Annotated in this window: 16 protein-coding genes, 1 tRNA gene and 1 other RNA gene; 11 read left to right on the plus strand and 7 right to left on the minus strand. The window is 73.6% G+C overall.

What is annotated here, in order from left to right; genetic code table 11:
- The first annotated feature begins 2 nt into the window (after positions 1–2).
- Together WA762_RS02865 and WA762_RS02870 are read left to right on the plus strand one after the other, a co-directional pair.
- Positions 3–536 carry a phage tail protein gene (locus tag WA762_RS02865; RefSeq protein WP_335932626.1) on the plus strand — a complete coding sequence of 178 codons (534 nt, stop codon included), beginning with the start codon at positions 3–5 and terminating at the stop codon, positions 534–536.
- Positions 537–1,015: 479 nt separating this feature from the next.
- A complete protein-coding gene (locus tag WA762_RS02870; protein ID WP_335932627.1) occupies positions 1,016–1,831 on the plus strand; it encodes a discoidin domain-containing protein in 816 nt (271 codons plus the stop codon).
- 147 nt (positions 1,832–1,978) lie between these two features.
- Here WA762_RS02870 and WA762_RS02875 read toward each other — a convergent pair whose 3' ends face one another.
- The 5 genes from WA762_RS02875 to WA762_RS02895 form a co-directional block, all read right to left on the minus strand.
- Positions 1,979–3,322, minus strand: a complete 1,344-nt coding sequence (locus WA762_RS02875) for a type III PLP-dependent enzyme domain-containing protein (RefSeq protein WP_335932628.1) — start codon at positions 3,320–3,322, stop codon at positions 1,979–1,981.
- A 203-nt stretch (positions 3,323–3,525) separates the two neighbouring features.
- Positions 3,526–5,403: a PucR family transcriptional regulator gene (locus WA762_RS02880; protein WP_335932629.1), complete on the minus strand. Its 1,878-nt coding sequence runs from the start codon at positions 5,401–5,403 to the stop codon at positions 3,526–3,528.
- Positions 5,404–5,430: 27 nt separating this feature from the next.
- Complete coding sequence (locus WA762_RS02885) at positions 5,431–6,675, minus strand: cytochrome P450 (protein ID WP_335932630.1); 1,245 nt, start codon at positions 6,673–6,675, stop codon at positions 5,431–5,433.
- A gap of 242 nt (positions 6,676–6,917) precedes the next feature.
- Positions 6,918–8,312 carry an NAD(P)/FAD-dependent oxidoreductase gene (locus WA762_RS02890; protein WP_335932631.1) on the minus strand — a complete coding sequence of 465 codons (1,395 nt, stop codon included), beginning with the start codon at positions 8,310–8,312 and terminating at the stop codon, positions 6,918–6,920.
- Complete coding sequence (locus WA762_RS02895; RefSeq protein ID WP_335932632.1) at positions 8,302–8,571, minus strand: ferredoxin; 270 nt, start codon at positions 8,569–8,571, stop codon at positions 8,302–8,304. Before WA762_RS02895 ends, WA762_RS02890 begins: the two co-directional genes overlap by 11 nt.
- 832 nt (positions 8,572–9,403) lie before the next feature.
- On the opposite strand from WA762_RS02895, the gene WA762_RS02900 reads away from it, so the two are divergent.
- The 6 genes from WA762_RS02900 to WA762_RS02925 all read left to right on the plus strand — a co-directional run bounded on the left by WA762_RS02900 (position 9,404) and on the right by WA762_RS02925 (position 16,486).
- Complete coding sequence (locus WA762_RS02900) at positions 9,404–10,672, plus strand: helix-turn-helix transcriptional regulator (protein WP_335932633.1); 1,269 nt, start codon at positions 9,404–9,406, stop codon at positions 10,670–10,672.
- Between the two features lie 362 nt (positions 10,673–11,034).
- Complete coding sequence (locus tag WA762_RS02905) at positions 11,035–11,859, plus strand: toll/interleukin-1 receptor domain-containing protein (RefSeq protein WP_335932634.1); 825 nt, start codon at positions 11,035–11,037, stop codon at positions 11,857–11,859.
- Positions 11,856–13,874, plus strand: coding sequence for a hypothetical protein (locus tag WA762_RS02910; protein WP_335932635.1), 2,019 nt, complete (start codon positions 11,856–11,858; stop codon positions 13,872–13,874). The genes WA762_RS02905 and WA762_RS02910 overlap by 4 nt, the downstream gene beginning before the upstream one ends.
- The gene (locus WA762_RS02915; RefSeq protein ID WP_335932636.1) at positions 13,871–15,277 is read left to right on the plus strand and encodes a hypothetical protein; all 1,407 of its coding nucleotides are present in this window, start codon (positions 13,871–13,873) and stop codon (positions 15,275–15,277) included. The genes WA762_RS02910 and WA762_RS02915 overlap by 4 nt, the downstream gene beginning before the upstream one ends.
- Positions 15,268–16,179: a hypothetical protein gene (locus tag WA762_RS02920; protein ID WP_335932637.1), complete on the plus strand. Its 912-nt coding sequence runs from the start codon at positions 15,268–15,270 to the stop codon at positions 16,177–16,179. Before WA762_RS02915 ends, WA762_RS02920 begins: the two co-directional genes overlap by 10 nt.
- The gene (locus WA762_RS02925; protein WP_335932638.1) at positions 16,163–16,486 is read left to right on the plus strand and encodes a helix-turn-helix transcriptional regulator; all 324 of its coding nucleotides are present in this window, start codon (positions 16,163–16,165) and stop codon (positions 16,484–16,486) included. Before WA762_RS02920 ends, WA762_RS02925 begins: the two co-directional genes overlap by 17 nt.
- A 187-nt stretch (positions 16,487–16,673) precedes the next feature.
- Here the strand turns inward: WA762_RS02925 and WA762_RS02930 are convergent, their stop codons facing one another.
- Together WA762_RS02930 and WA762_RS02935 are read right to left on the minus strand one after the other, a co-directional pair.
- Positions 16,674–16,898 carry an antitoxin gene (locus WA762_RS02930; protein ID WP_335932639.1) on the minus strand — a complete coding sequence of 75 codons (225 nt, stop codon included), beginning with the start codon at positions 16,896–16,898 and terminating at the stop codon, positions 16,674–16,676.
- Between the two features lie 748 nt (positions 16,899–17,646).
- Positions 17,647–17,731: transfer RNA gene (locus tag WA762_RS02935), tRNA-Ser, on the minus strand.
- Between the two features lie 306 nt (positions 17,732–18,037).
- Between WA762_RS02935 and ffs the strand changes: the two genes are divergently transcribed.
- The 3 genes from ffs (at position 18,038) to purD (ending at position 21,981) form a co-directional block, all read left to right on the plus strand.
- Positions 18,038–18,132, plus strand: an RNA gene (gene ffs, locus WA762_RS02940) — signal recognition particle sRNA small type.
- Between the two features lie 65 nt (positions 18,133–18,197).
- Positions 18,198–20,438 carry a DNA polymerase III subunit gamma and tau gene (locus WA762_RS02945; RefSeq protein ID WP_335932640.1) on the plus strand — a complete coding sequence of 747 codons (2,241 nt, stop codon included), beginning with the start codon at positions 18,198–18,200 and terminating at the stop codon, positions 20,436–20,438.
- Between the two features lie 292 nt (positions 20,439–20,730).
- Positions 20,731–21,981, plus strand: coding sequence for a phosphoribosylamine--glycine ligase (gene purD, locus WA762_RS02950; protein ID WP_335932641.1), 1,251 nt, complete (start codon positions 20,731–20,733; stop codon positions 21,979–21,981).
- The last annotated feature ends 295 nt before the right edge of the window (positions 21,982–22,276 follow it).

The following is a 22,276-nucleotide window of genomic DNA, read 5'->3' on the forward strand; positions in this document are numbered from 1 at the left end:
CCGTGCGCACCGCCGTGACCGGCCTGCCGACCCCGCACCCGCTGATCGACCAGCTCCCGGCCGTCTACCTGGAACAGGACTTCCTGCGGCGGTTCCTCGCCGCCCTCGACGAGGTGCTGGCCCCGGTCCTGCTGGCCATCGACAACCTGCCCGCCCACCTCGATGCGCGCAGCGCCCCGGAGGACTTCCTGTCCTGGCTGGCCCAGTGGGTCGCCGTCGAACCCCATGAGGACCACCCGGTCGAGCGGCGGCGCGCGGCGGTGCTGGGCGCGGTCGAGCGGCACAGCCGCCGGGGCACCCGGCGCGGGCTGGCGGAGGCGGTGCTCCTGGAGACCGGGATCGAACCGGACATCGTCGAGAGCGGCGGCACCGCCTGGTCGTCGACCCCGCACACCCGGTTCCCGGGCGGCCCCCGGCCCTGGGTGACGGTACGGCTCCGGGCCGAACGCCCGGAACTGGTCGACCGGGTACGGCTGGAGGAGCTGATCCGCACGGAGATACCGGCGCACGTCGGCTTCGACCTGGAGGTGTCGTGATCTGCGAGACGTGCGGCCAGAACAACCCGCCGGGCGCCCAGTTCTGCACGTCGTGCCAGGCGTTTCTGGAGTGGGAGGGTGGCTCGGGGGCCGGCGGCGCGGGTGGTTCGGCGGGCACGGGCGGTGCGGGTTCCGGGGGCGCGGGCGGTGAGGGTCCTTCCGCTTCCGGGACGGGGGCTGCTCCGCAGCCTCGCCCGCAGCCGCAGCCGCAGCCGCAGCCCATCCCTCAGCCGCAACCTCAGCCCCAGCGCATGTCTCGGCCTCGGCCCACGCCGGAGCCGATACCGCCGCCACCGGTCCCACAGGCCCCACCGGTCCTGCCGGTCCCACAGGCCCCGCCCTCGCCGTCCGCACCACCTCACACACCACCACCCGCACCACCTCCCACGTCACCGTCCGCACCACCTCCCACGTCACCGTCCGTCCCGCCCGTCGCCACGGCCGCGCCGCGGCGACCCGGGGACGAGCCGGACGCGCCCGTGCCGGGGCCCGAGGCGTTCCCCGACGTCCCGCCCGGGCCCGCCCCCGTATCCCCGGGGCCGCCGCCCGCCGCGCCCGTACGCTGCCCCAACTGCCGTACGGAGAACGCCCCGGACCGCACCCTGTGCGTCCGCTGCGCCCTGCTGCTGGACCCTGGGCCGCCGCCCGAGGTCCGGCCGCCCTGGTGGCGCCGGATCCTGCGAAGGCGACCGCGCCGGGCTCCCGTCGCCGGCACCCGGCCGAAGCGCCGGCTGTGGCGCCGCCCCGGCCTGGCGCTGCCGCTCGCGCTGGTCCTGGTGGCGTGCGGCGTCTGGTTCGCCCTGCCGCACCTGTCCAGCTGGCTCGGCCTCGCCAAGGACGAGACCGGGACGCCGGAGGCGGTGCCGCCCACCCGGTTCAGGGCCTCCAGCCGGGCCCCCGGGCATCCGGCGGGCGCCGCGTTCGACGGCTTCAACAACCGTTACTGGGCGCCCGCGGCGGCGGGACCCGACACCGGCGTGGGGCAGTACCTGGAGTGCGACTTCGACCAGCCGGTCCGGGTGCTGAAGCTGGTCGTCTTCTCCGGCACGTCCACGAAGATGGACGAGTTCCTCACCCAGGCGCGCCCGGCCCGGATCACCGTCCTGCTCACCTCCGCCGACGGCGACCAGGTCAGCAAGGCGATCAGGGTGAAGGACCAGCCCGGCCAGCAGACCTTCGACCTGCGCGGCTCCGAGGTCGTACGGGCCCGGCTCACCGTGGACACGACCTATGGGGCGGGCTCCGGGCGGCGGCTGGCCGTCGCCGAGGTCGAGTTCTTCGGCCGACGGTCCTGACCCGCGCCCACCGCCTCGCCCGGCCCCCACCACCTCGCCCCGGCCCCGCCGTCGTCGCCCCGGCCGGGCGCGAGCGGCGCCTCGCGCCAGCAGGTCCCGGCGCGACGCCGCTTGGCGCCACGTCGCGCCGCGCGGTGCTCCGACGCGCTACGTCGTGCGCAGTGCGACCAGGGCGTCCGCCCGGGAGAGCCCGCTCTCCTCGACCACCTCGCGCACGCTCTGCGCCTCGCGCACGAGCGCGAACCGCACCTGCCCCCCGGAGTCGGTCCGGTAGCCGTACACGGCGGGCCGGGGCAGGGAGTTGTAGGAGAAGTGCGAGGAGAAGTAGTACGCCCCGGTGTCGTACAGCGCCACCACGTCCCCCGGTTCCACGGCCGGGAGTTCGCGCCCGGTCGCGGTCAGGTCCCCGGCGAAGCAGCACGGGCCCGCGATGTCGACGACCTCGGCCGGGCCCTGCTTGGGGCGGCCCGCGGCGTCGAACACCCCGACGCGCAGCGGCCAGGCGTCGGGCATGAAGACGGTACGGGTCGCCACCTGGGCCCCGGCGTGCGTGACCGCGATCCGCCGCCCCCCGGCCGACTTGGTGTACTCGACGACCGTGCCGATGGTGCCGCTCTTGGCGAGCAGCGACCGGCCGAACTCGGTGACCAGGGTGTAGCGGCCGTCGAACAACCCGGGTGCGGCGCCGCAGAGTTCGGCCACGTAGTCCGCGTACGTCGGCCGGTCGTCCTCGTCGTCGAAGTTGACGGGCAGACCGCCGCCGATGTCGAGTCCGGTGATCCGGGCATGGCCGAGCTCCGCGTTGACGCGCTCGGCGAGTTCGTACGCGGCCCGCACGCCCCGGGCGATGAGCGGCAGCGGGCAGCCCTGGGAACCGACGTGGGCGTGCAGCCGGTTGAGCCACGGCCGCCGCGCGAAGGCGGCGATCACCGCGTCGACGGCCCCCGGATCGCGCAGCGCGACGCCGAACTTCGAGGTGGCGGTCGCGGTGCTCATCGCCCCGATGGCACCTGCGCCCACCTGGGGATTCACCCGCAGCCCGATGGGCCCGGAGGCCTCCCGTCCGGCGAGCAGGCGGTCGACGCGGGCCAGCTCCTGGAAGTTGTCCAGATTGATCGCGATCCCGTGGGCCAGGGCGAACTCCAGCTCCTCGACCGTCTTCGCCGGGCTGTCGAAGACCAGCCGGTCGTACGTGAACCCGGCCGCCAGTGCCTGTTCCAGCTCCCCGGGCGAGGCCACCTCGCAGCCCATTCCCGCGTCCGCGAGCAGCCGCAGCACCGGCACCAGGCCGCACGCCTTCGCCGCGAACGTGTGCTGCACCGCGGCCGGACCCTCGAACGCCTCGTTCAGCGCATCGACCGCGGCGAGCACGCCGTCGACGTCGAGCAGACCCACCAGCGGGGACCCCGGGCCGAGCAGACCGTCCTCGACGGCACGCGCCAGCGCGGCCTCACGGGCGGCGGCGCGGCGGGGGAAGGAACCGGAAGTCACACGAACCACACTCCAGACGTCGGGCGTGCGCGGCACGCTTCGGGCGGCCGACCGTTGCGCCCAGCTTCGGGGCGCGGCACCCGTCCCGTCTTCGTTCCGCCCGACCATGGATCGGTCGATTCGACGTCCGCCGCGACAGCGGAGCGATCTCGGCGACCGGGGCGTGCGCACGAGGTGTCGCGCACAGGGCCTCGTGCGGGCCCTCACCGGGGGCGCCGGGGCAGCCGCAGCCCGATGTCCGCGAGGAGCCGCACGGTGGGGTCGGCCAGGTCGACGCCGAACAGTTCGCGGGCCCGCCGCAGCCGGTACCGCAGGGTGTTCGCGTGCACGTTCAGGCGCCGGGCGGCCGCGCCGGTGTCGCCGAACGCCTCCAGATAGGCGGCCACCGACGCGCCGTAGGCGGAACCGTGCGTCCGGTCGTGCTCCGTCATCGCGTGCACGGGCCCCGACAGGGTCTCCCAGAGCGGCCCGATCCGGTCGAGCACCCGGAGCAGCGCCGTCTCGGGGAGTACCTCGTCGAACGCGGCGGCGGCCGACACCGCCGCCGCGGCCGGACGCCTCGCGGCCCGTTCCCGCAGCACCCGCACCACCGACTCCGCCGCCTCGCGTGACGCGGGCAGCCCCGCCAGGTCCCCGGCCAATGGACCGGCGCCCGCGAACACCGCGCCGCGCGGCACCGAGCGCGCCGTCGCCAGCAGCGCCCGCGCCGGGTCGGTCTCGCCGTCCCTCGCCGGGACCAGGACGTACAGCCGCCGCCCCGACCGCGCGGTCACGCAGCCCGGCCGGTACGCCGCCGCCTGCAGCGCGAGCACGTCCAGCGCCCGCTGCTCGGCCGCCTTCCCGAGAACGCCGACGCCCGCGGCCCCGGCCGCCCGCTCGCCGTACGCCTCCGCCCCGGCCGCCCCCGCGCCCTCGGCCGGAGACGCCGCCGCCCCGGCCGGGAAGGCCCCCGTGTCCTTTACCGGGTACGCCTCCGCCGGGAAGGCTCCTGCCGGGGAGGCCCCCGGGCCCTCCGCCAGGTATGCCTCCGCCGGGAAGGCCCCTGCCGGGAACGCCCCCGGGCCCTCCACCAGGTATGCCTCCGCGACCAGCACCGCGTAGGGCCGCCCCGGCGCCATCCCGATGTCGTGCGCGGCCCGCGCCGCGTCCGGCCCGCCCGCCAGCAGGGCGTGCACCGCCTCCTCCCGGGCGCGGGCCGCGGCCCGCCCCCAGGTCTGGTGGTGCGACAGATGGGGCACGGCCGCCCGCGCCGCCGTGCGCAGCGCCGCCGCCGCGCCCTCGGCGAGCGGCCTGCCGTCCCCGGCCGCCCAGAGCGAGCCGAGGACCTCCGAGCCGTGCCGGACCGCGATGGCCAGCCGCTCGGCGTAACGGTCGTCGGCCGGCAGGCGCACCACGTCGTCGGTGTTCCACAGGGCCCGGAAGAAGCCGCTGGCCCGCAGCTCGTCGACCCGCCACCGGGGCACCCGCTGGCCGAGGATGGTCAGCCGCCGCATCGGATCGGGCTCGTGGTCCATGCGCGAGTACGCGAGCACCCGGGACTGCGGATCCTCGATCGTGATTGCCCCGCCGACCAGGTCGGCCACCGTGTTGGCCAGTCCGGACAGATCGCCGAGCAGCAGCCCGCCCACCGCGTCCGCCCCGGCCGCTCCCGCCGGGGCGCTGTGGGCCAGCGCGGTGCGCAGCCGGCCCAGCACCTCCGTCCAGCCCTGCTCGGGCCGCCGGGTCAGCAGCGCGGTACGTCCGGCGCCCGCCGCCTCCAGCAACGCCGTACGAGGACCGCGGTGGCCCTGCCGCATCACCACGGCCGCGGCCCCGGCCCGCTCGGCCTCGCGCAGCACGTCGACCGCTTCCGGCGAGGCGACCTCCACGCCGACCACCAGCAGGATCAGCCCGGACGCCGCCCAGGTTCCGTCGTCCCGTTCCTCGCCGGGATCGTGCAGCACCACGTCGGCGACCGGCACGGCCGTGCCGCGCGGCGCCGCGACGACATCGAGCACACCGGGGGCGATCAGCCCGAGGATCTGCCCCAGCGACGGCCTGGCGTCACGCCCGTCGTCCGGTTCCTGCGCGTGCGTTGCCATGCGTCCATCATGGTCGGCCGGCCCGTCTCACCCGGTCCTTTCCCGCACCCCGTCGAACGCGATGTTCAGATGCCGGGGCCCGCGCAGCACGGCGTTGCGGCGGTACGGCGGCGGGTCCTCCACCAGGCGCGGGTTGTCGAGCCTGCGGGCCAGCTCGGTCAGCGCGATCTGGGCCTCCAGGCGGGCGAGGGGCGCGCCGAAGCAGATGTGGATGCCGCTGCCGAACCCGAGGTGCTGGTTGTCCTCGCGGCCGGGGTCGAAACGGTCCGGCTCGGCGAACCGCCGCGGGTCGCGGTTGCCGGCGGCCAGCACGAGCCAGACGGCGGAGCCCTTGGGGATGGTCGTGCCGCAGAGGTCGATGTCCGCCAGGGTGGTGCGCTGCGGCAGCAGCTGCACGGGCGGTTCGAAGCGCAGCAGTTCCTCCACGATCGGGGCGGCGAGCAGGGGATCGGCGCGCAGCCGTTCCAGCACCTCGGGGTTGCGCAGCAGGGTGAGCATCCCGTTGGTGATCAGGTTGACGGTGGTCTCGTGCCCGGCGATCAGCAGCAGGGAGGCGGTGGCGAGCACCTCCACGCGGCTCATCCGCCCGTCCGGGCCCTGCTGGTTGACCAGCGCGGAGAGCATGTCATCGCCGGGCGCGCCGCCGCGTTCGTCGATGAGCGCGGACAGGTACGCGCCCAGATCGGCGCGGGCCTGCTGGGTGATGCGGCGCCGCTCCCCGAGGTCCTGGTCCGGGTCCGGGTCGAGACCGGCGGCGATGGTGTCCGCCCAGGCGTGGAAGCGCGGCTCGTCCTCGCGCGGCACGCCCAGCAGCCGGCAGATCACGGTGACCGGGAAGGGGTACGAGAAGTCGTCGACGAGGTCGACCTGCCTCCGGTCCCCGAACCCGTCGATGAGCCCGGAGACGATCCCGGCCAGCTCGCCGCGCATGTCGTGGACGCGCCGGGGGCACTCCGGCGGCCCGAACGGCCGCGTCGTCATCCGGCGCAGCCGGTCGTGCTCGGGAGGATCGAGCCGGAGGAAGGAGGGCGGGAGCAGCGACGACTCCTCGTCCTGGACCAGGAACCCGGACGCGGCGGGGGAGAGGTTCCGGGCGTCCGAGCTGACCCGGGGATCGTGCAGCAGGCTCTTGATCTCCCAGTAGGTGCTGACGGCGAACAGGCCGTCTCCTCCCTGGGCGACCGGTGTTCTGCGCAGCTCGGCGTAGAGCGGATAGGGGTCGGCGCGATGGTCGTAGTCGAGGATCTGCCGCAGGAGGTCTTCTTGCGTCATGGTGGCGGTCCTTGGAAGCAGGGCGGTCCTTGGAAGAAGTCAGAAGAAGTCAGAAGAAGGAGGAACGGGAGGAACAGAAGGAACGGGAGGAACGGGAGGAACGGGAAGAACGGGAAGAACGAATCCCCGGAAACGGGACCCGTCCCGGTACGGACACGGGCCCCGGTACGGACACGGCCCCGGTCCGGACAGGCGCCCGTGTCCGCATCGGACAGGCGCCCCGAGCCCGCGCCGGACCGTTCTCAGGCCCGGGACGGGGTGAACGTGATCCGCTGGTCGGTCGGGGAGTAGCCGCTCACAGTGACGGACGGCCCGTGCGTGGGCAGGGAGGGGTCGGGGAACTCGGCCGGGACCGGCCGCAGTCCCTCGGGCCGGCGGTCCACCGAGGTGTACGGCGGCGGGAACGGGGCGGCCGACTCGATCTGCCGCCGGTAGAACTCCAGCCACTTCGTCTGGTCGAAGGTGACGGCCGCGATGACGCGGTCCTGGTACCCGTACACGCAGGTGAAACGGTGGTCGGCGAGCGACCCCTGGGCGACGACCACCTGCTCGCCCAGGGACGGGACCCCGACCGACTTGATGTTCACCCCGAACTGCGCGGACCAGAACGCCGGAACCCACAGGTGCGGGCGGCGCTCCGAACTGCTGCTGATCATGTTGTGCGCCGCGGTCTCGGCCTGCGCGACGGCGTTCCCCCAGTGTTCGAGGGAGAGGAACTGGTACCCGAAGAGCGCGTGCGGGGAGCGGGCGACGTCCCCGGCCACGAACACGTCGTCGGTCACGATGCCCCGTACGTCGAAGGCCCGGCACCCGGCGTCGCAGGCGATGCCGCGCGGGCCGGCGCCCAGCCCGGAACCGGCCAGCCATTCGGTGTTCCGCGAGGTGCCGAGCGAGACCACCGCGATGTCGGCGTCCACGGCGGAGCCGTCGGACAGATGGGCGCGCCGCAGGCGTCCCGCCGTGTCGCCCTCCAGGCCCGTGACCATGATCCCGCAGCGCAGGTCCACCCCGTGCTCGCGCTGCAACTCCGCGGCCACCCGGCCCACCACCCCGCCGAGCGCGCCCACCAGCGGCGTCGCGCCGCGTTCGGCCACCGTCACCGGCAGTCCGCGTTCGCGACAGGCCGACGCGATCTCCGAACCGGTGAACCCGGCGCCGATGACCAGCACCCGGCGCGGTGCCGCCGCCAGCCGCCGCCGCAACCGGGCCGCGTCCTCCCGGGTGCGCAGCACGAAGACCCCGTCCAGCCGGGCCTCCGTCGCGTTCGGCCAGGGCCGGGCGTGCACCCCGGTGGCGATCAGCAGACGGTCGTACGGCACCTCGTCCCCATCGGCCAGCCGCACCCGCCTGGCGGCCATGTCGAGGCCGGTGGCGGCGACCCCGAGCCGCCACCGCGCGTCGAGCGCCACCCGCCGGGGCAGCGCGGTGCGCTCGGCGGCGGCCCGGCCCAGCAGCACCTGCTTGGAGAGCGGCGGCCGGTCGTACGGTTCGTGCGGCTCGTCGCCGATCAGCGTCAGCGACCCGGCGAAGCCCTCCCGGCGCAGGGTCTCCGCGGCCCGGAGACCGGCCAGCGACGCACCGACGATCACGATGCGCCCCTCGCGCCTCAGCCACTCCAGCGACCTGTCACCGGACACCGGACAATCCCCCTCCCGCACCCGCCCCGGCCCCGGGCCCCGGGCCCGCCCCCGCCGGCGCGTCGTCGAGATCGTCCTCCACCAGGATCGCCTGCACCGGGCAGGCGGAGGCGGCACACAGCACCTGCCGCCGCTGCGACGCGTCGGCGTGCGGGTTGTAGAGCAGCGCCTCCTCGCCGTGGATGGTGAAGACATCGGGTGCCAGGAACGCGCACTGCGCGTACCCCTGGCACCGGTTGAGATCGACGACAAGCCTCATCAAGGGGCCGCCTTTCCGAGTAGGTACCCCCGCCTCAGCCTGGGAGCGCCCCCGCCGTTCCGCGAGCGATGACAGCCCGATGGAGTCAACGCCGACCGCGCGGGCGCAACCGCACGCACCCCACCTACCGCACCCCACCCACCGCACCCCATCCGCACACACCGTCCCCCGCCCCGCTGCTCCCCACCCCACCACTCCCGAACGCGCTGCGCGGCCGCCCGGAAACACACCGAATCCGGCGAGCCCGCGTCCCCAGGAAAATCTCCCGGCCGCGCCGAAAAGGTCGCGCCAAGCCCTTGACTCCCCGGAAAACGGGAGGAAACTTGTCAATACACCAGAAAACCAGAGCGAGCCGCAACGTCGACGAAGACGTTCGCCGATACGCGTGACTCACTTGTTGGCTCTGGCCAGGCCCCCGGCAGGTCCACTTGATTCCGGAGTTCTCGACGACGGTCGAAGCCCACGGTACGAGAAGGACTACCGGGGACTGCTTATGTCTGGGGTTTTCTGGGGGAGGGGTGTTTCCGCTTCCATGCGCAAGGCCCTGGAACCGCGACTCGCCGGGTCGGGCTCCGGCGCGCCTTTAATTCGCGACTGATTCGTATCCATGTTCGAATCCCCGATGTGGCGCGCGGCCTGGACGGCTCCCGACCGGCCCGAATTGGCCGGGTCGGCCACACCTCGTGGCGGGATCTATGTGCGCGCAAAGAAGAGGAAACAGGAAACATCCACTTACCCGGGTGGGAGCGCGGAATGACGTGCCAGACTCGTCGCCGTGAGCGCCGGACGCCGATGTGCGGAGGCTCATCCGACCTTGGGGAAGGGGAGGTTGATGGATTTTCCTTTACGTTTCGGAGCGGAGTTGCGGCGGCTGCGTCAGGACGCGGGCATGACGCTGCAGGTATTCGCGGACGCTGTGAACTACAGCAAAAGCCATCTCTGCAAGATCGAACGCGGTGACAAACGGCCGACGATGGATCTGGCGCGGCGGTGCGACATCCTTTTCGCGACGGACGGACGGCTGCAACGCATGGTGCGTCCGGGGCGGGGACGGGCGGCCGAACCCGGCGGGCCCGTCGTGCCGCGACGCGAGGTGATCGCCACCGGGGTCGGATCGCTGCTGGCCGTCACGCTGACCGGTTCGGGGAAGGACCCGACCGGGCAGGGAAGGATCCCGTCCGTTTCCGGCGGGGACGGTTTCGCCGACGAGGCTGCGCCGTCCACGATCGCGCTGTTCCGCGACCAGATGCAGCAGATGCGGCAGCTGGGTCAGAGCGTCGCCCCCGGCACGCTGCTCCCGGTACTGCGCACACAGACGGCGACGGTGATCGATCTCGCCGCCCGGGCCTCGGGCGCCACCCGGGCCGGCCTGATGGTCATCGCGGCCCGCTTCGCCGAATACACCGGATGGATGGCCCAGGAGGCGGGTGACGAGGAGGCGGCCCTCGGCTGGACGGACGACGCCGTGGAACTGGCCAGGGCCGGAGGCGACGAACAACTCGCGGACTACGCCCTGGTCCGCCGGGCGCTCGTCACCTTCTACAACGGCGACGCGGTCGCGACGGTCGGCCTCGCGCGACAGGCCCAGCGAAGCGCCCTGCCGCCCCGGATCCGGGGGCTGGCCGCCCAACGGGAGGCACAGGGACATGCCCTCGCCGGTGACGAGAAGGCGTGCCTGCGCGGACTGGAACGGGCACGCGCCCTCCTCGACGAGGCGGAGCAGCCGCCCGACACCCCCATGCTCGGCACCACCCACCTGACCGACCCGGTGTCCATGGTCACCGGATGGTGTCTCCACGACCTGGGGCGGCCCCGGGAGGCGGCCGCCGTGCTGGACCGGGAATGCCGGCGCATCCCGCCCCACGCCCTGCGCACCCGCACCCGGTACGGGCTTCGCAGCGCCCTGGCCCATGCCGCCTCGGGCGAGATCGAGCGGTCCTGCGAGGTCGCCCGCGAACTGCTGCATCTCACGAACATCGCCCCGTCCGCCACCGTGCGGTCGGATGTGCGCAAGCTCGACCGGGAGCTGTCCCGGTTCCGTACGAATCCCGAGGTGCGGGAACTCCGGCCTGCGCTGGTGCATGCGCTGAGCGCCAACTGACCTGCTGTCCCACCTCGTTGTACGCGTCGCACCGCAGCGCGTACCCCGCCGGGAGCGGGCGATCCATCGCGCCGTGCCGCGCCGTCATGGAAGCGGCTGCGCGCTGCCCGAAAACCCTCCGTGTGCGCCCCGCGCACAGGGAGATCGACCCGCGCGGGGGAAATGCCCCGGACGCAGGCAAAGGCCCTGCGCGTAGGGGAAGACCCCGCGCGTAGTCAAAGGCCCGCGTCCGCGAAGCCGCCCGTTTTCGGAAACCCGCACGCCGATGCCCGCCGGGACCGGGCCGTCATCGAACGGCCGGGGCGGTGCGCCCTCCAGCCACCTCGTCGACACCGAATGAACGCGCCGAAGGAGATTCCGCCATGCCTCTGATCTTTGTGAACTACCGCACCCAAGACGCGCCGGAGGCCGCCACACTCATCGAGCGGGAGCTCTCCCGGATTTTCGGCGGCGACAACGTCTTCCGTGCGAGCAAGTCCATCGGCCCCGGCAGCCGTTTCCCGCAGAAAATCCTCACCGCCGTCCGTCGCAGCCACGTGCTGCTGGCGGTCATCGGTCCTCGGTGGCTGGAGGCGCGCACGGCCGACGGCCGTGGCGCCGTGGACGACCCGGACGACTGGACCTGCCGGGAGATCCGGGAGGCGTTCGAATCGGGAGCGGTCGTCATCCCGGTCCTCGTCGCCCGGGCGGAACGGCTCCGGGCCGCAGACCTCCCGCCGGAGCTCGGCGTCCTCGCGGAGTGCCAGTACCGCCGCTTCGACCACCGCAGCGCCGACGCCGACCTCTCCCGGCTGGCCGACGACCTCATCGGTCTGCTGCCCGAACTCGCCGAGGCGGCAGAGAAGAACGGCTACCTGTCGAAGAGGTCGGGGACGCCGGAAGCCCGGGACGGCGGCGGCCGGACGGCCGAGGAGCGGGACGGCGGGGCCGCCCGGCTGCGCGCGGGAGTGATCAACCACCACCAGCGCGGCGGCATCGGCAACCTCAACGGCGATCTGGGGACGTTCGTCAGCGAGCCGCAGGGCACCGTCCACACCGGAAGCGGACACGTCTACCAGGGGTCCGAGCAGCGATTCGGCCCGAGCTTCACCGGCGACGCGATGGACGTCAACTACGTGGCCGACAACCACGGGACCATGCGACAGCAGTCGAACCGGGGTGAGCGGCCGGCGGACGGGGACCGATGACCGACACCAACCGCACACGGGTCTACGACCCACGAGGACCGGTGCACGGCGGCAGCGGCGACCAGTACATCGCTTGGTTCGTCGGCGGGGAAGAACGCCGGTCCAGGTCCGGACCCGCGCGGATGCGGATTCAGCAGGAGTACCGTCCCCACCTGACCCGGTGCTTCGTCCCTCCGCGCCACTACGGCCGCGCCGCCGACGCGCTGGGGCGTGCCGGAGCGGTGGTCCTGCTCGACGGCCCTGCCGGGATCGGCAAACGGGCGGCCGCGACGATGCTCCTGAGGGACGCGTCGGTCGACGGCACCTCGATCGAGGTGCTTTCCCTCTCCCCGGAGGAGGACGGCCTCGACACATCGGCCGACGACCGCTATCTGCTGGACCTGTCCAACGTGGCCGACGAGCACTATCCGGCCGCGGAGCGCACCCTGATGCGCTACAGGTCGAGCGTCGAGCAGAGCGGTGCCCGAATGGTGGCCGTGCTTCCGGTCGGCCTGGAGTGGATGCGCGACCCGGAACTGGACCCTCTGGTCGTCCGACTCGAACGGCCGCCCGCACGTTACGTCTTCAGCCGGCATCTGCGGGCGCAGCACCTGGTCTTCGCCCCGGACGAGCTGGGAACCGACGGGCTCACCCGTATGTTCGCCACCGCGCCCATGAGCGAACTGGCCCGCCTGGCCGGGCTGATCGCGCAGGCACGGGACAGCCACCGCTACGGCACGAGCTTCGTGGAGTGGCGGGACAAGGCCCTGGAGGCCGCGACCAAGTGGTCCGACGAGGTGGCCAAGCAGCTGACGGAGCACCGGAGTGTGCCGGAACGCTCCCTGCTGCTGGCCGCGGCCATGGTCGAAGGGGCGTCGGCGGAGGCCGTGCACGGTGCCGCCGAACGACTGCTGGACGTGCTCGACCACCAGCGGGAGGACACGCCCAGGCTGGGGCAGGCCGACCTCGGTGAGCGCCTGAAGGCGCTGTCCGTCGAGCGAGGGGACGACGGCAGGGTCGGCTTCACCAGGTTCGCCTACGGCGGCACGGTCCGACGGCACTTCTGGGAGAACTTCCCCGACGTCCGGCCGGATTTCTGCGACTGGGTGGGCCGGTGCGTGGAACTCCCCGAACTCGGGGCCGAGGACCGGGCGCGGCTGGTCGGCAGGTTCGCGGAGCGGGCGCTCGCCGCGGACCGCCCCGGTGATCTGTGCGAACTCGTCGAGCGGTGGACGCGGACGTCCGGGCCCGGCCCGTTCCGCGCAGAGGCCACGACCGTCCTGGAACAGGGCCTCAACCACGAACGCCACGGTTCGTTCTTCCGCGTCCGTGTGTACGACTGGTCCAGGAAGACCCCTCTGACGCCCGTCCTCGTCGCCGTGCTGACGGACGTCTGCCAGCAGGTCATCGCGGAGACGCACCCCGACCAGGCGGTGGTCAGGTTGCGACACCTCGCGCAGCGGCAGAGGGTCCCGGAGGCCGCGGACGCCCGTTCGGCCCTGCTGCGACTGGCCCGTGGAAACAGACGGCTGTTCAGACGGCTGTCCGAACGCCTCACGGCATCGGCGTCACCACCGGGGCCGGGATCGGGGGCGGGGACGGGGACGGGCCCGGGCCCCGATCCCGGGCCGGACATCCTCCTGGAACTGCTGGACCCCGTCCCGCTGCGGATCACGCCGCCCCGGCGGGAGTTCACCCTGGCCTGGCGGGCGGTCATGTCCACGAGGCCTGCGGCGCTCTGGACACCGACCGTACGGCGCTGGCTCACCGAGCGAGCCTCGCGCCCGGCCGGCGAACAGGCGCTGAAGGCGATGGTCGACGCGGCGGCGGGAAGTCCGTCGTGGCTCAGCCACCTCTACGCGGCCGCGTGCGACTGGGCGGAACGGCCCGACGCCGACACCCCACTGGAGATACGGACGCCACGCGACGTCCGGGAGCGGATCTCCGAACGATTCTGCCGGAACATCGACCTGGTGCAGGGCATCGAGGACATGCGCTCGGAGCCCGGTACCCAGGGGACTAGGGAGAGGGAATGACCCCCCGCCACCTGCTTTTTCTGTTGCTCGCGGCCGTCGTGGCCGGCGTCCTGGGAGTGGGTGCCGCGCTCTCCTGGCCGATCTGGATCTGGTTCCTCCTGCCGGCGCTCGTGGCCGGCGTCCTGCTCCTCGGCACGATGCTGCCGAGCGCTCCCGAACGGGCCTACGCCGCGGACTCGGAGCCGGACGACGACACCGCTCCGCTGCCTCCCGTCGAGCCGCCCTACTTGGTGGCCCATGTGTCATCGGTCCCGGTGGAGAGCGCGAAGGCCGACTACCCGTTCCTATTTTCCGCCGTGGTCCGTTGGCGGGCGGCCTCGGAGTACCCCTCCGCCGCGCACGGCAATCCGGCGGCCCTGGCGGTGTCCGTCGTCCTGCGGCGCGTACGCGACATCGTGGCGGCCGAGCAGCCGGACCGGTGCGGATATCTCCAGCACTGGCTGGAGGGAGCGCTCGGTGCTCCCCTGTCCGACGACGCGGGGCTGATCACGGCCTACGCCGACGACGTGCGTCTCACACTGAGCCCCACGGACCAGCGGCGCCTCGACGAGCTGGAGGATCTGCGCAAGTCCGAGGCCGCCTGGGCGGGCAGGCGCGAGCACGAGCGCGACCGCCGTGCCTACCTCGGGGACGACGTGCTGCGGAGCCCCGGGAGCGCGGTCGTCTGGTGGATGGCACGCCACGAGGACGAGATCGAACGCGCGGTGGACATGATCGCCCCTCTGACGTGCCTGTCCGCCGCAGCCAACGACAAGGAGATCCCCCAGAAGTTCCGCCACCTGTTCAGCACACCCGACGAACCCGTCCGCGAACCCTCGGCGGGCGGATTCGACCACCCCGAGCCGATGGGGGACGGCGCGCCGCACGGAGAGCCTTTCGGAACCCCGCACACCCGGCGGGAGACGTTCAGCGACCGGGTGACCGCCGTCGTGGATGAGTTGGGCTTGGAACAGGGCGAGGCCCAATGGACCGTGTTCCTCCGACGGCTGGCCGGCATGTGCGACGCGGTCGGCCGGAAGGACGCCGCCGACCGGATCCGCCAGGATCTGCTGCACGTCGAGGACGAGGGGCCGCGAGGGGAGGCCGAGGAGGGCCCGCCGGCTCCCGAGGAACCGGCGGCCGGTCCGGTGCCCGGGGCACGCTCCGAGGACGTTCCGACGGCGCGTGCGAACGGCTACGGCGGAACCGCCCCCGAGGAGGCGGAACGTGCGGAGCCCGACTGGTGGGACGGCCCGCAGGCGCGCAGCGCCCCCGGCGCGGAGCCGTTCACGTACGCCGCCCCCGGCGCGGAGCCGTCCGTGCCTCCCGTCCCCGGCACATCGTCGCCCACGTACCTCGGCCAGGACGACTCCGACCGGAACGGCTTCGACGAGGGACCCGAAGGAGAAGGAGCATGGCGGTGACTCCCACGCCGACCGGTGACGTCTTCGCCCGCATCGGCCGTTGGGTCGAGGGCCGGTACGCCGACGAACGACTGTGCGCGCACGAGGGAACGTGCCCCGCATACCGATCTGACACGTGCCTGACGTTGGAGGAGATGCGGTCCGCGACGGCCCTGAAAACCGCTGGCAGCCCCGCACGCCTCGCCCTGTGGCAGCACATCGCGCGACGTGTCCGGGAAGCATCCGTGGCATCCGGGGTGTCCGGGAGAGACGATGAGCGGCGCTGGGAACTGATCGCGCTGTGGCTCCTGACGCCCCGCCTCAGGGGCGGTGCGCGCACCGTCGCCCGCCGGACGGGCGCGGAGCCGGCCGACGCGCGTTCCGCGATGCTGGCGGGCGCGCTGGACGCCCTGCGGACTGTCGGCACGGTGATGCCCCCGGACGTCGAGAAGTACCTGGTGGACGCGGCGTTCCACGCCGGGTGGCGAACCGGGCGGCGGGACCCGCGCGAGACGCCGACGGACGCATGGGACAGAACGCCGAGCGCCCCCGACCGTCCCGGCGGCCCGAGCGGCCCGAGCGGCCCGGGAGAACCGGGCTGTCTGTGCGACCCGAGCGGCGTGTGCGATCCGGCCGGTCCGCGCGGTCCGTACCCCCGCCGGGCAGGAACGGCGTCGGGCGGCGGATGCGCTCAGGTCGTGCGCGTCCACACGATGACCCGCTCGCTCTTCCAGCGGGCCCACGGCGAGCGTCTGGGATCCCTGGCGTATCGCCTCGGCCTCCTGCCGCACGTCCGCGAGGCGCGCCGTCGTCGCCGCGCCCGCCCGCGGCATCGGGCGGACACCGGACGCGCACGGGCCGCGCAGCCCTTTCTGTTCGACGTTTCCGAGACGAGGGAGGCCGGTAATGACGCGGCATCGTGACGAGTCGGTGTCGTTCACGGAGGTGTTCGAACTGCCGACGCGCGTGAATCTGCGGACGGCGGCGGAGGCGCTGGGGCTGAGTCCGGCCACGGCGTACCGGCGGGCCCGGCAGGGCGAGTTCCCGTGCCGTTTGCGCAAGGAGGGGCGCGTCTACGTCGTGCGCCTCGTCGACCTCATGCGCGGGCTCGGCATCCAGGACGTACGCGTGCACGACGACGACATCGAGGCGGGCGCGCGGTTCGCCTCGGGGAACGACGAGGAGCAGGCCCCGGCCCGGGACTCACGGCGACGGCGCCGCGGCCGCTGATCGCCGAAGTGCCTCCGGCGGTAGGGAAGTGCGCCGCGCTCGCCCACCGACGGGACCCGACTCCACGTGGCCCCGCACGGCCCGGACCGCAGCAATGGTCCGGGCCGTGCGCGCACGCGGTGCCCGCGCCCACCCGAGCACCAGCAAATGCCCGCAGGGGCACGCGGGAACGCCCCTCAGACGGCTTCTAGTCCTTCTTCTCGCCGTGCTCGCCCTTCTCACCGTGCTCGCCCAGCTTCTCGACGAATTCCTGCGCCTTGTCGACGGCGGTGTCGATCGCGCCGCTGTGCTTGCCGCCGGTCTTGTCGTCGATGAAGTCGCCGGCCTTCTCCAGCCCGCCGGAAATCTTGTCGCCGTGCTGCTCGGCGATCTCCTCGGCCTTGTCCTTGAGATTCTTCAGAGCGTCAAACATGCGGAATACCGGTTCCTTTGGTGAAGTGCCTGGTCAGGGACATCAGGACCATGATTCCACGAGGGGCCTCGAACCGTCCCGAACAGCGCCGGATCCGGCCCCGCCCACGTAGAGAAGAGGGCAGCCCCCAACGCCCCACCAACTACGGCGCCCGCGTCGCCATGCACGACCGGTCCGCCCGGTGGACACGGCGTCCCGAGGAGAAGGAAGCACGGCTGTGACCGCCGAGGAAACCGACGGCGTGGTGGGAGGCGTCGGCCTGACCGCGCTCCTGGTGGCCGCGGCGCGGCCGTCGAGACCGGCCGCCCGACGCGCTGGTACGGGACACGTACGCGGAGCACTTCGTCCGTGCGACCCCGGCCACAAGGTCTTCGGGATCGACCGGGCACACGTCCCCGGCTTCGAGCAACGCGGTCCCGGAGAGGCTGGTCGCCCCGCCCGGTGTGCGACGGATCAACGTCGCCACGGACCTGCCGCTGGACTGGATGCCGTCTGATCGCGGAGGGCCTCGACCCCGGAATCCCGACCGTTCGGCGGAGGGGCTGTTCCTCTACCGTCGCCGGTTGCGGAACGCCGCCCGGTCGACGCGGTCGCCGCCCTGGCCGCCCCGCCGACCGCTGGCCCTTCGCCACCTGCCAGGCCGCCTGACGCCTCAGCCCGGGCTGCCGCGAGCCGGTTCGGCACTCACCGCTCACCCCGGAAACGCCAGAGGGCCGGACCGCTTTCGCAATCCGGCCCTCTGGGCCTGCGGAGGATACGAGATTCGAACTCGTGAGGGGTTGCCCCCAACACGCTTTCCAAGCGTGCGCCCTAGGCCACTAGGCGAATCCTCCGCCGCAAACAATACAAGACGTTGAGGAGTGCTCGCGAACCCCTGCCTCCTGGAGGCGCCCTCGAGGCGCTCTTGAGATCCGTTCGTGATCGTTCGGGACCGTTCGGAGGGGATCGGGGGCACCGCCGGAGCGGTCCGGACGGGCGGGGCGCGAGGAGGGAAGGAGAGAGGGGGGAAGGAGAGAGGGGGGAAGGAGAGAGGGGGGAAGAGAGGGCGAGGGAGGGGGGCGATGAGATGAGGAGGGGGGCGGTGCGGGAGAAGGGCGGGGAGGTGGACCGGGAGGGGTGGGGATCGGCTAAGGTGGGCGTCAGCCCCTCACGTGGCGCTATCTGACTGAACTCCCCCAGGGCCGGAAGGCAGCAAGGGTAGGTCGGCTCTGGCGGGTGCGTGGGGGGCCCTTGTGTTTCCCGGGGGCCGTGGGGCCGGGGCGGGGCCGGTTGTCGGCGCGCCCGGATAACCTCGTATGTGTGTCGTCCCTTGCGCTGTACCGCCGCTATCGCCCCGAGTCGTTCGCCGAGGTCATCGGGCAGGAGCATGTCACTGACCCGCTGCAGCAGGCCCTGCGGAACAACCGGGTCAATCACGCGTACCTGTTCAGCGGTCCGCGCGGGTGCGGAAAGACGACGAGCGCGCGCATCCTGGCCCGCTGTCTGAACTGCGAGCAGGGGCCGACGCCCACGCCGTGCGGGGAGTGCCGGTCCTGCCTGGACCTCGCGCGCAACGGGCCGGGGTCGATCGACGTGATCGAGATCGACGCCGCGTCGCACGGTGGCGTGGACGACGCCCGTGATCTGCGGGAGAAGGCGTTCTTCGGGCCGGCGTCCAGTCGTTACAAGATCTACATCATCGACGAGGCGCACATGGTCACCTCGGCGGGGTTCAACGCCCTGCTGAAGGTGGTCGAGGAGCCACCGGAGCACCTCAAGTTCATCTTCGCGACCACCGAGCCCGAGAAGGTCATCGGCACCATCCGGTCGCGTACGCACCACTACCCGTTCCGGCTGGTTCCGCCGGGCACGCTCCGGGACTACCTCGCGGAGGTCTGCGGCAAGGAGGACATCCCGGTCGAGGACGGCGTGCTGCCGCTGGTCGTGCGGGCCGGGGCCGGGTCGGTGCGTGACTCGATGTCGGTGATGGACCAGTTGCTGGCCGGCGCGGCCGCCGAGGGTGTGACGTACGCCATGGCGACGTCGCTGCTGGGATACACGGACGGCTCGCTGCTCGACTCCATCGTGGACGCGTTCGCGGCGGGCGACGGGGCCGCGGCGTTCGAGGTCGTGGACCGGGTGATCGAGGGCGGCAACGACCCGCGCCGCTTCGTCGCGGACCTGCTGGAGCGGCTGCGCGACCTGGTGATCCTGGCCGCTGTGCCGGACGCCGGGGAGAAGGGCCTGATCGACGCGCCCGCCGATGTCGTCGAACGGATGCAGGCCCAGGCGTCCGTCTTCGGCGCGGCCGAGCTGAGCCGCGCCGCCGACCTGGTCAACGAGGGGCTGACGGAGATGCGCGGGGCGACCTCGCCGCGCCTCCAGGTCGAGCTGATCTGCGCCCGGGTGCTGCTGCCCGCGGCCTTCGACGACGAGCGTTCGCTCCAGGCCAGGCTGGACCGGCTGGAGCGCGGCGCGTCCTTCGCCACCGCCGGTCAGGGCCCCGCCATGGGATACGTGCCGGGGCCGGAGGCTCTGGCCCATGCCCCCGCTCCCGTCGCCCCGGCCGTCCAGCCGGGCGGCGGACCGGCCGCCGCGCGCGCGGCCGTACGGGGAGAAGCGCCCGCCCCCGCGCCGACACCCGCCGCGCCTGTGGCCGCGCCCGCGCCTGCCGCTCCCACGCCCCCCGTGCCCGCAGCGGCGCCCCCGGCGGCGGCCGTGCAGCCGTCCGCTCCGCAGCAGCCTCCCGCCGGGCCGCCGGCCGGCGGCGGAGGGGGCGGTCAGCGTCCCGGTGCCTGGCCCACCGCCGCCGCGCCGGAGTCCGGCCGTCGCCCCGGCGGCTGGCCGACCGCGGCCGCCCCCGGCCAGGCGCAGGCGCCGCAGGCCGCGCCCGCTCCGGCGGCTCCGGCCGTGCCCGCGGCGCCGGCCCCCGCCGCAGCCCAGCCCAGCCCAGGGATGGCCCAGGGCGCGGCCCAGGTGCGGAACATGTGGCCGGACATCCTGGAGGCGGTGAAGAACCGCCGCCGGTTCACCTGGATCCTGCTCAGCCAGAACGCCCAGGTCACCGGGTTCGACGGAACCACCCTGCAACTCGGCTTCCTGAACGCGGGCGCCCGCGACAACTTCGCGAGCAGCGGCAGCGAGGAGGTGCTCAGGCAGGCCCTCGCCGAGCGGTTCAACGCGCAGTGGAAGGTCGAGGCGATCGTCGACCCCTCGGGCGGGGCGGGCGCGCCGCCGCAGTCCGGCGGAGGCCGGTCCTACGGCGGTCCGCCCCCGGCGCAGCGCCCCGCCGCCTCCCCGCCGCCGCCCCAGCAGTACGAGTCCCGGCCCGCCCCGGCCCCGCAGCCGAGCGCGGCACCCGCGGCGGACCCGTCCCCGTCGCCCGCGCCGTATCAGCCGTCGCAGCCGCCGCCCGCGCCGGAGCCCCCCCGGGCGGTCGCCCCCGAGGACGACATCCCCGAGGCCGACGACCCGGACCTGGTCGACTCCGCGCTCTCCGGCCATGAGCTGATCGTGCGCGAGCTGGGGGCCACGGTCCTGGAGGAGTTCACCAACGAGTAGCGGCTTGGTTCGCTGGCGAGTGGCGGGGACCGCTGCGAGCAGGGCCGCCGCTGACGGGCGGGGCCGCTGACGAGCAGGGTTCGCCCGTGGCCGGGCGGGCGAGCGGCGCGGCCGGTCGTCGTGGGGTGGCCCTGCTCGCAGGGCGGCCGGTCCTCGTGGGGCGTCGCGGGGGAGGCGTGGTGTGCGGGGCGGGGCGTGCCCGTTCGTCCCGAGGTGTCCACGGGATGCCTGAGGTGTCCACGGAATGGCCGTCCGTCAAGGCCGACGGACCCCGGCGGCTAGGCTGCACTGCGTGAAGGTCCTCGTCATCGGCGGCGGCGCCCGCGAACACGCCCTGTGCCGCTCTCTCTCCCTCGACTCCGACGTCACCGCTCTGTACTGCGCTCCCGGCAACGCCGGCATCGCGGAGGTGGCCGAACTCCACCCGGTCGACATCCTCGACGGTGACGCCGTCGCGCGCCTGGCCACCGAGCTGGGTGCCGAGCTGGTGGTCGTCGGCCCGGAGGCGCCGCTCGTCGCCGGTGTCGCCGACGCCGTGCGCGCCGCGGGCATCCCCTGCTTCGGCCCCTCCGGCGAGGCGGCGCTGCTGGAGGGCTCCAAGGCCTTCGCCAAGGACGTGATGGCCGCCGCCGGCGTGCCGACCGCCCGCAGCTACGTCTGCACCACCCCCGCCGAGATCGACGCCGCCCTCGACGCCTTCGGGGCTCCGTACGTCGTGAAGGACGACGGCCTGGCCGCCGGAAAGGGCGTCGTCGTCACCGACGACGTCGAGGCGGCCCGTGCCCACGCCCTGGCCTGCGAGCGGGTGGTCGTCGAGGAGTTCCTCGACGGGCCCGAGGTCAGCCTGTTCGCGATCACCGACGGCACCACGGTGCTGCCGCTCCAGCCCGCGCAGGACTTCAAGCGTGCCCTGGACGGCGACGAGGGCCCGAACACCGGCGGCATGGGCGCGTACTCCCCGCTCCCATGGGCCGACCCCAAGCTGGTCGAGGAGGTCCTGGAGTCGGTGCTCCAGCCGACCGTCGACGAGCTCCGCCGCCGCGGCACCCCGTTCTCCGGGCTGTTGTACGCGGGCCTCGCGATCACCTCGCGCGGCGTGCGGGTGATCGAGTTCAACGCCCGTTTCGGCGACCCCGAGACCCAGGTCGTCCTGGCCCGGCTGAAGACTCCGCTGGCCGCGGTGCTGCTGGCCGCCGCCGACGGGACCCTCGACGAGCTGCCGCCGCTGAACTGGCGCGACGAGGCCGCCGTCACCGTGGTCGTCGCCTCGCACAACTACCCGGACACGCCGCGGACGGGCGACCCGATCGAGGGGCTCGACGACGTGGCGGCGCAGGACGCGCCGGGCGCGTACGTCCTGCACGCGGGCACCCGGCGGGACGGCGACGCGATCGTCAGCGCGGGCGGCCGGGTGCTGTCCGTGACCGCGGTCGGCAAGGACCTCGCGGCCGCTCGTGAGCGCGCCTACACGGCGGTGGCCCGGATCCGGCTCGACGGTTCGCAGTTCCGCACGGACATCGCCCGGAAGGCCGCGGAGGGCTGAGACCGGCCGCGCAGGGCCGAAGCGGGGCGCAGGGCCGAAGCGGGGCGCAGGGCCGAAGCGGGGCGCGGGGCCGAAGCGGGGCGCGGCGGGCTGGGACATGGGCTTGAGGACTGGGCGCGGGGCAAACTGAGTACGGTGGCCGGGACATCGGGGAACCGGTCCGTCCGCCCGTCCTGTCGGTTCTCCGGTCCCGGCCTTCGGTACGGCGGCCTCTCCCGGCTTCCGTACGGCTGATCCCGTACGGCTGATCCCAGGCCCCGTCCCGGCCCGCCCCGCCTCGGCTCGCCCCGCCTCG

The organism is Streptomyces tyrfis (assembly GCF_037034285.1).
GTDB lineage: Bacteria > Actinomycetota > Actinomycetes > Streptomycetales > Streptomycetaceae > Streptomyces.

Coding starts and splice junctions, on each gene's coding strand:
- WA762_RS02915 (WP_335932636.1), top strand. CDS start 13,871: ATGACCCCCCGCCACCTGCTTTTTCTGTTGCTCGCGGCCGTCGTGGCC.
- WA762_RS02910 (WP_335932635.1), top strand. CDS start 11,856: ATGACCGACACCAACCGCACACGGGTCTACGACCCACGAGGACCGGTG.
- WA762_RS02880 (WP_335932629.1), bottom strand. CDS start 5,403: ATGGCAACGCACGCGCAGGAACCGGACGACGGGCGTGACGCCAGGCCG.
- WA762_RS02920 (WP_335932637.1), top strand. CDS start 15,268: ATGGCGGTGACTCCCACGCCGACCGGTGACGTCTTCGCCCGCATCGGC.
- WA762_RS02905 (WP_335932634.1), top strand. CDS start 11,035: ATGCCTCTGATCTTTGTGAACTACCGCACCCAAGACGCGCCGGAGGCC.
- WA762_RS02885 (WP_335932630.1), bottom strand. CDS start 6,675: ATGACGCAAGAAGACCTCCTGCGGCAGATCCTCGACTACGACCATCGC.
- WA762_RS02895 (WP_335932632.1), bottom strand. CDS start 8,571: ATGAGGCTTGTCGTCGATCTCAACCGGTGCCAGGGGTACGCGCAGTGC.
- WA762_RS02900 (WP_335932633.1), top strand. CDS start 9,404: ATGGATTTTCCTTTACGTTTCGGAGCGGAGTTGCGGCGGCTGCGTCAG.
- WA762_RS02925 (WP_335932638.1), top strand. CDS start 16,163: ATGACGCGGCATCGTGACGAGTCGGTGTCGTTCACGGAGGTGTTCGAA.
- WA762_RS02930 (WP_335932639.1), bottom strand. CDS start 16,898: ATGTTTGACGCTCTGAAGAATCTCAAGGACAAGGCCGAGGAGATCGCC.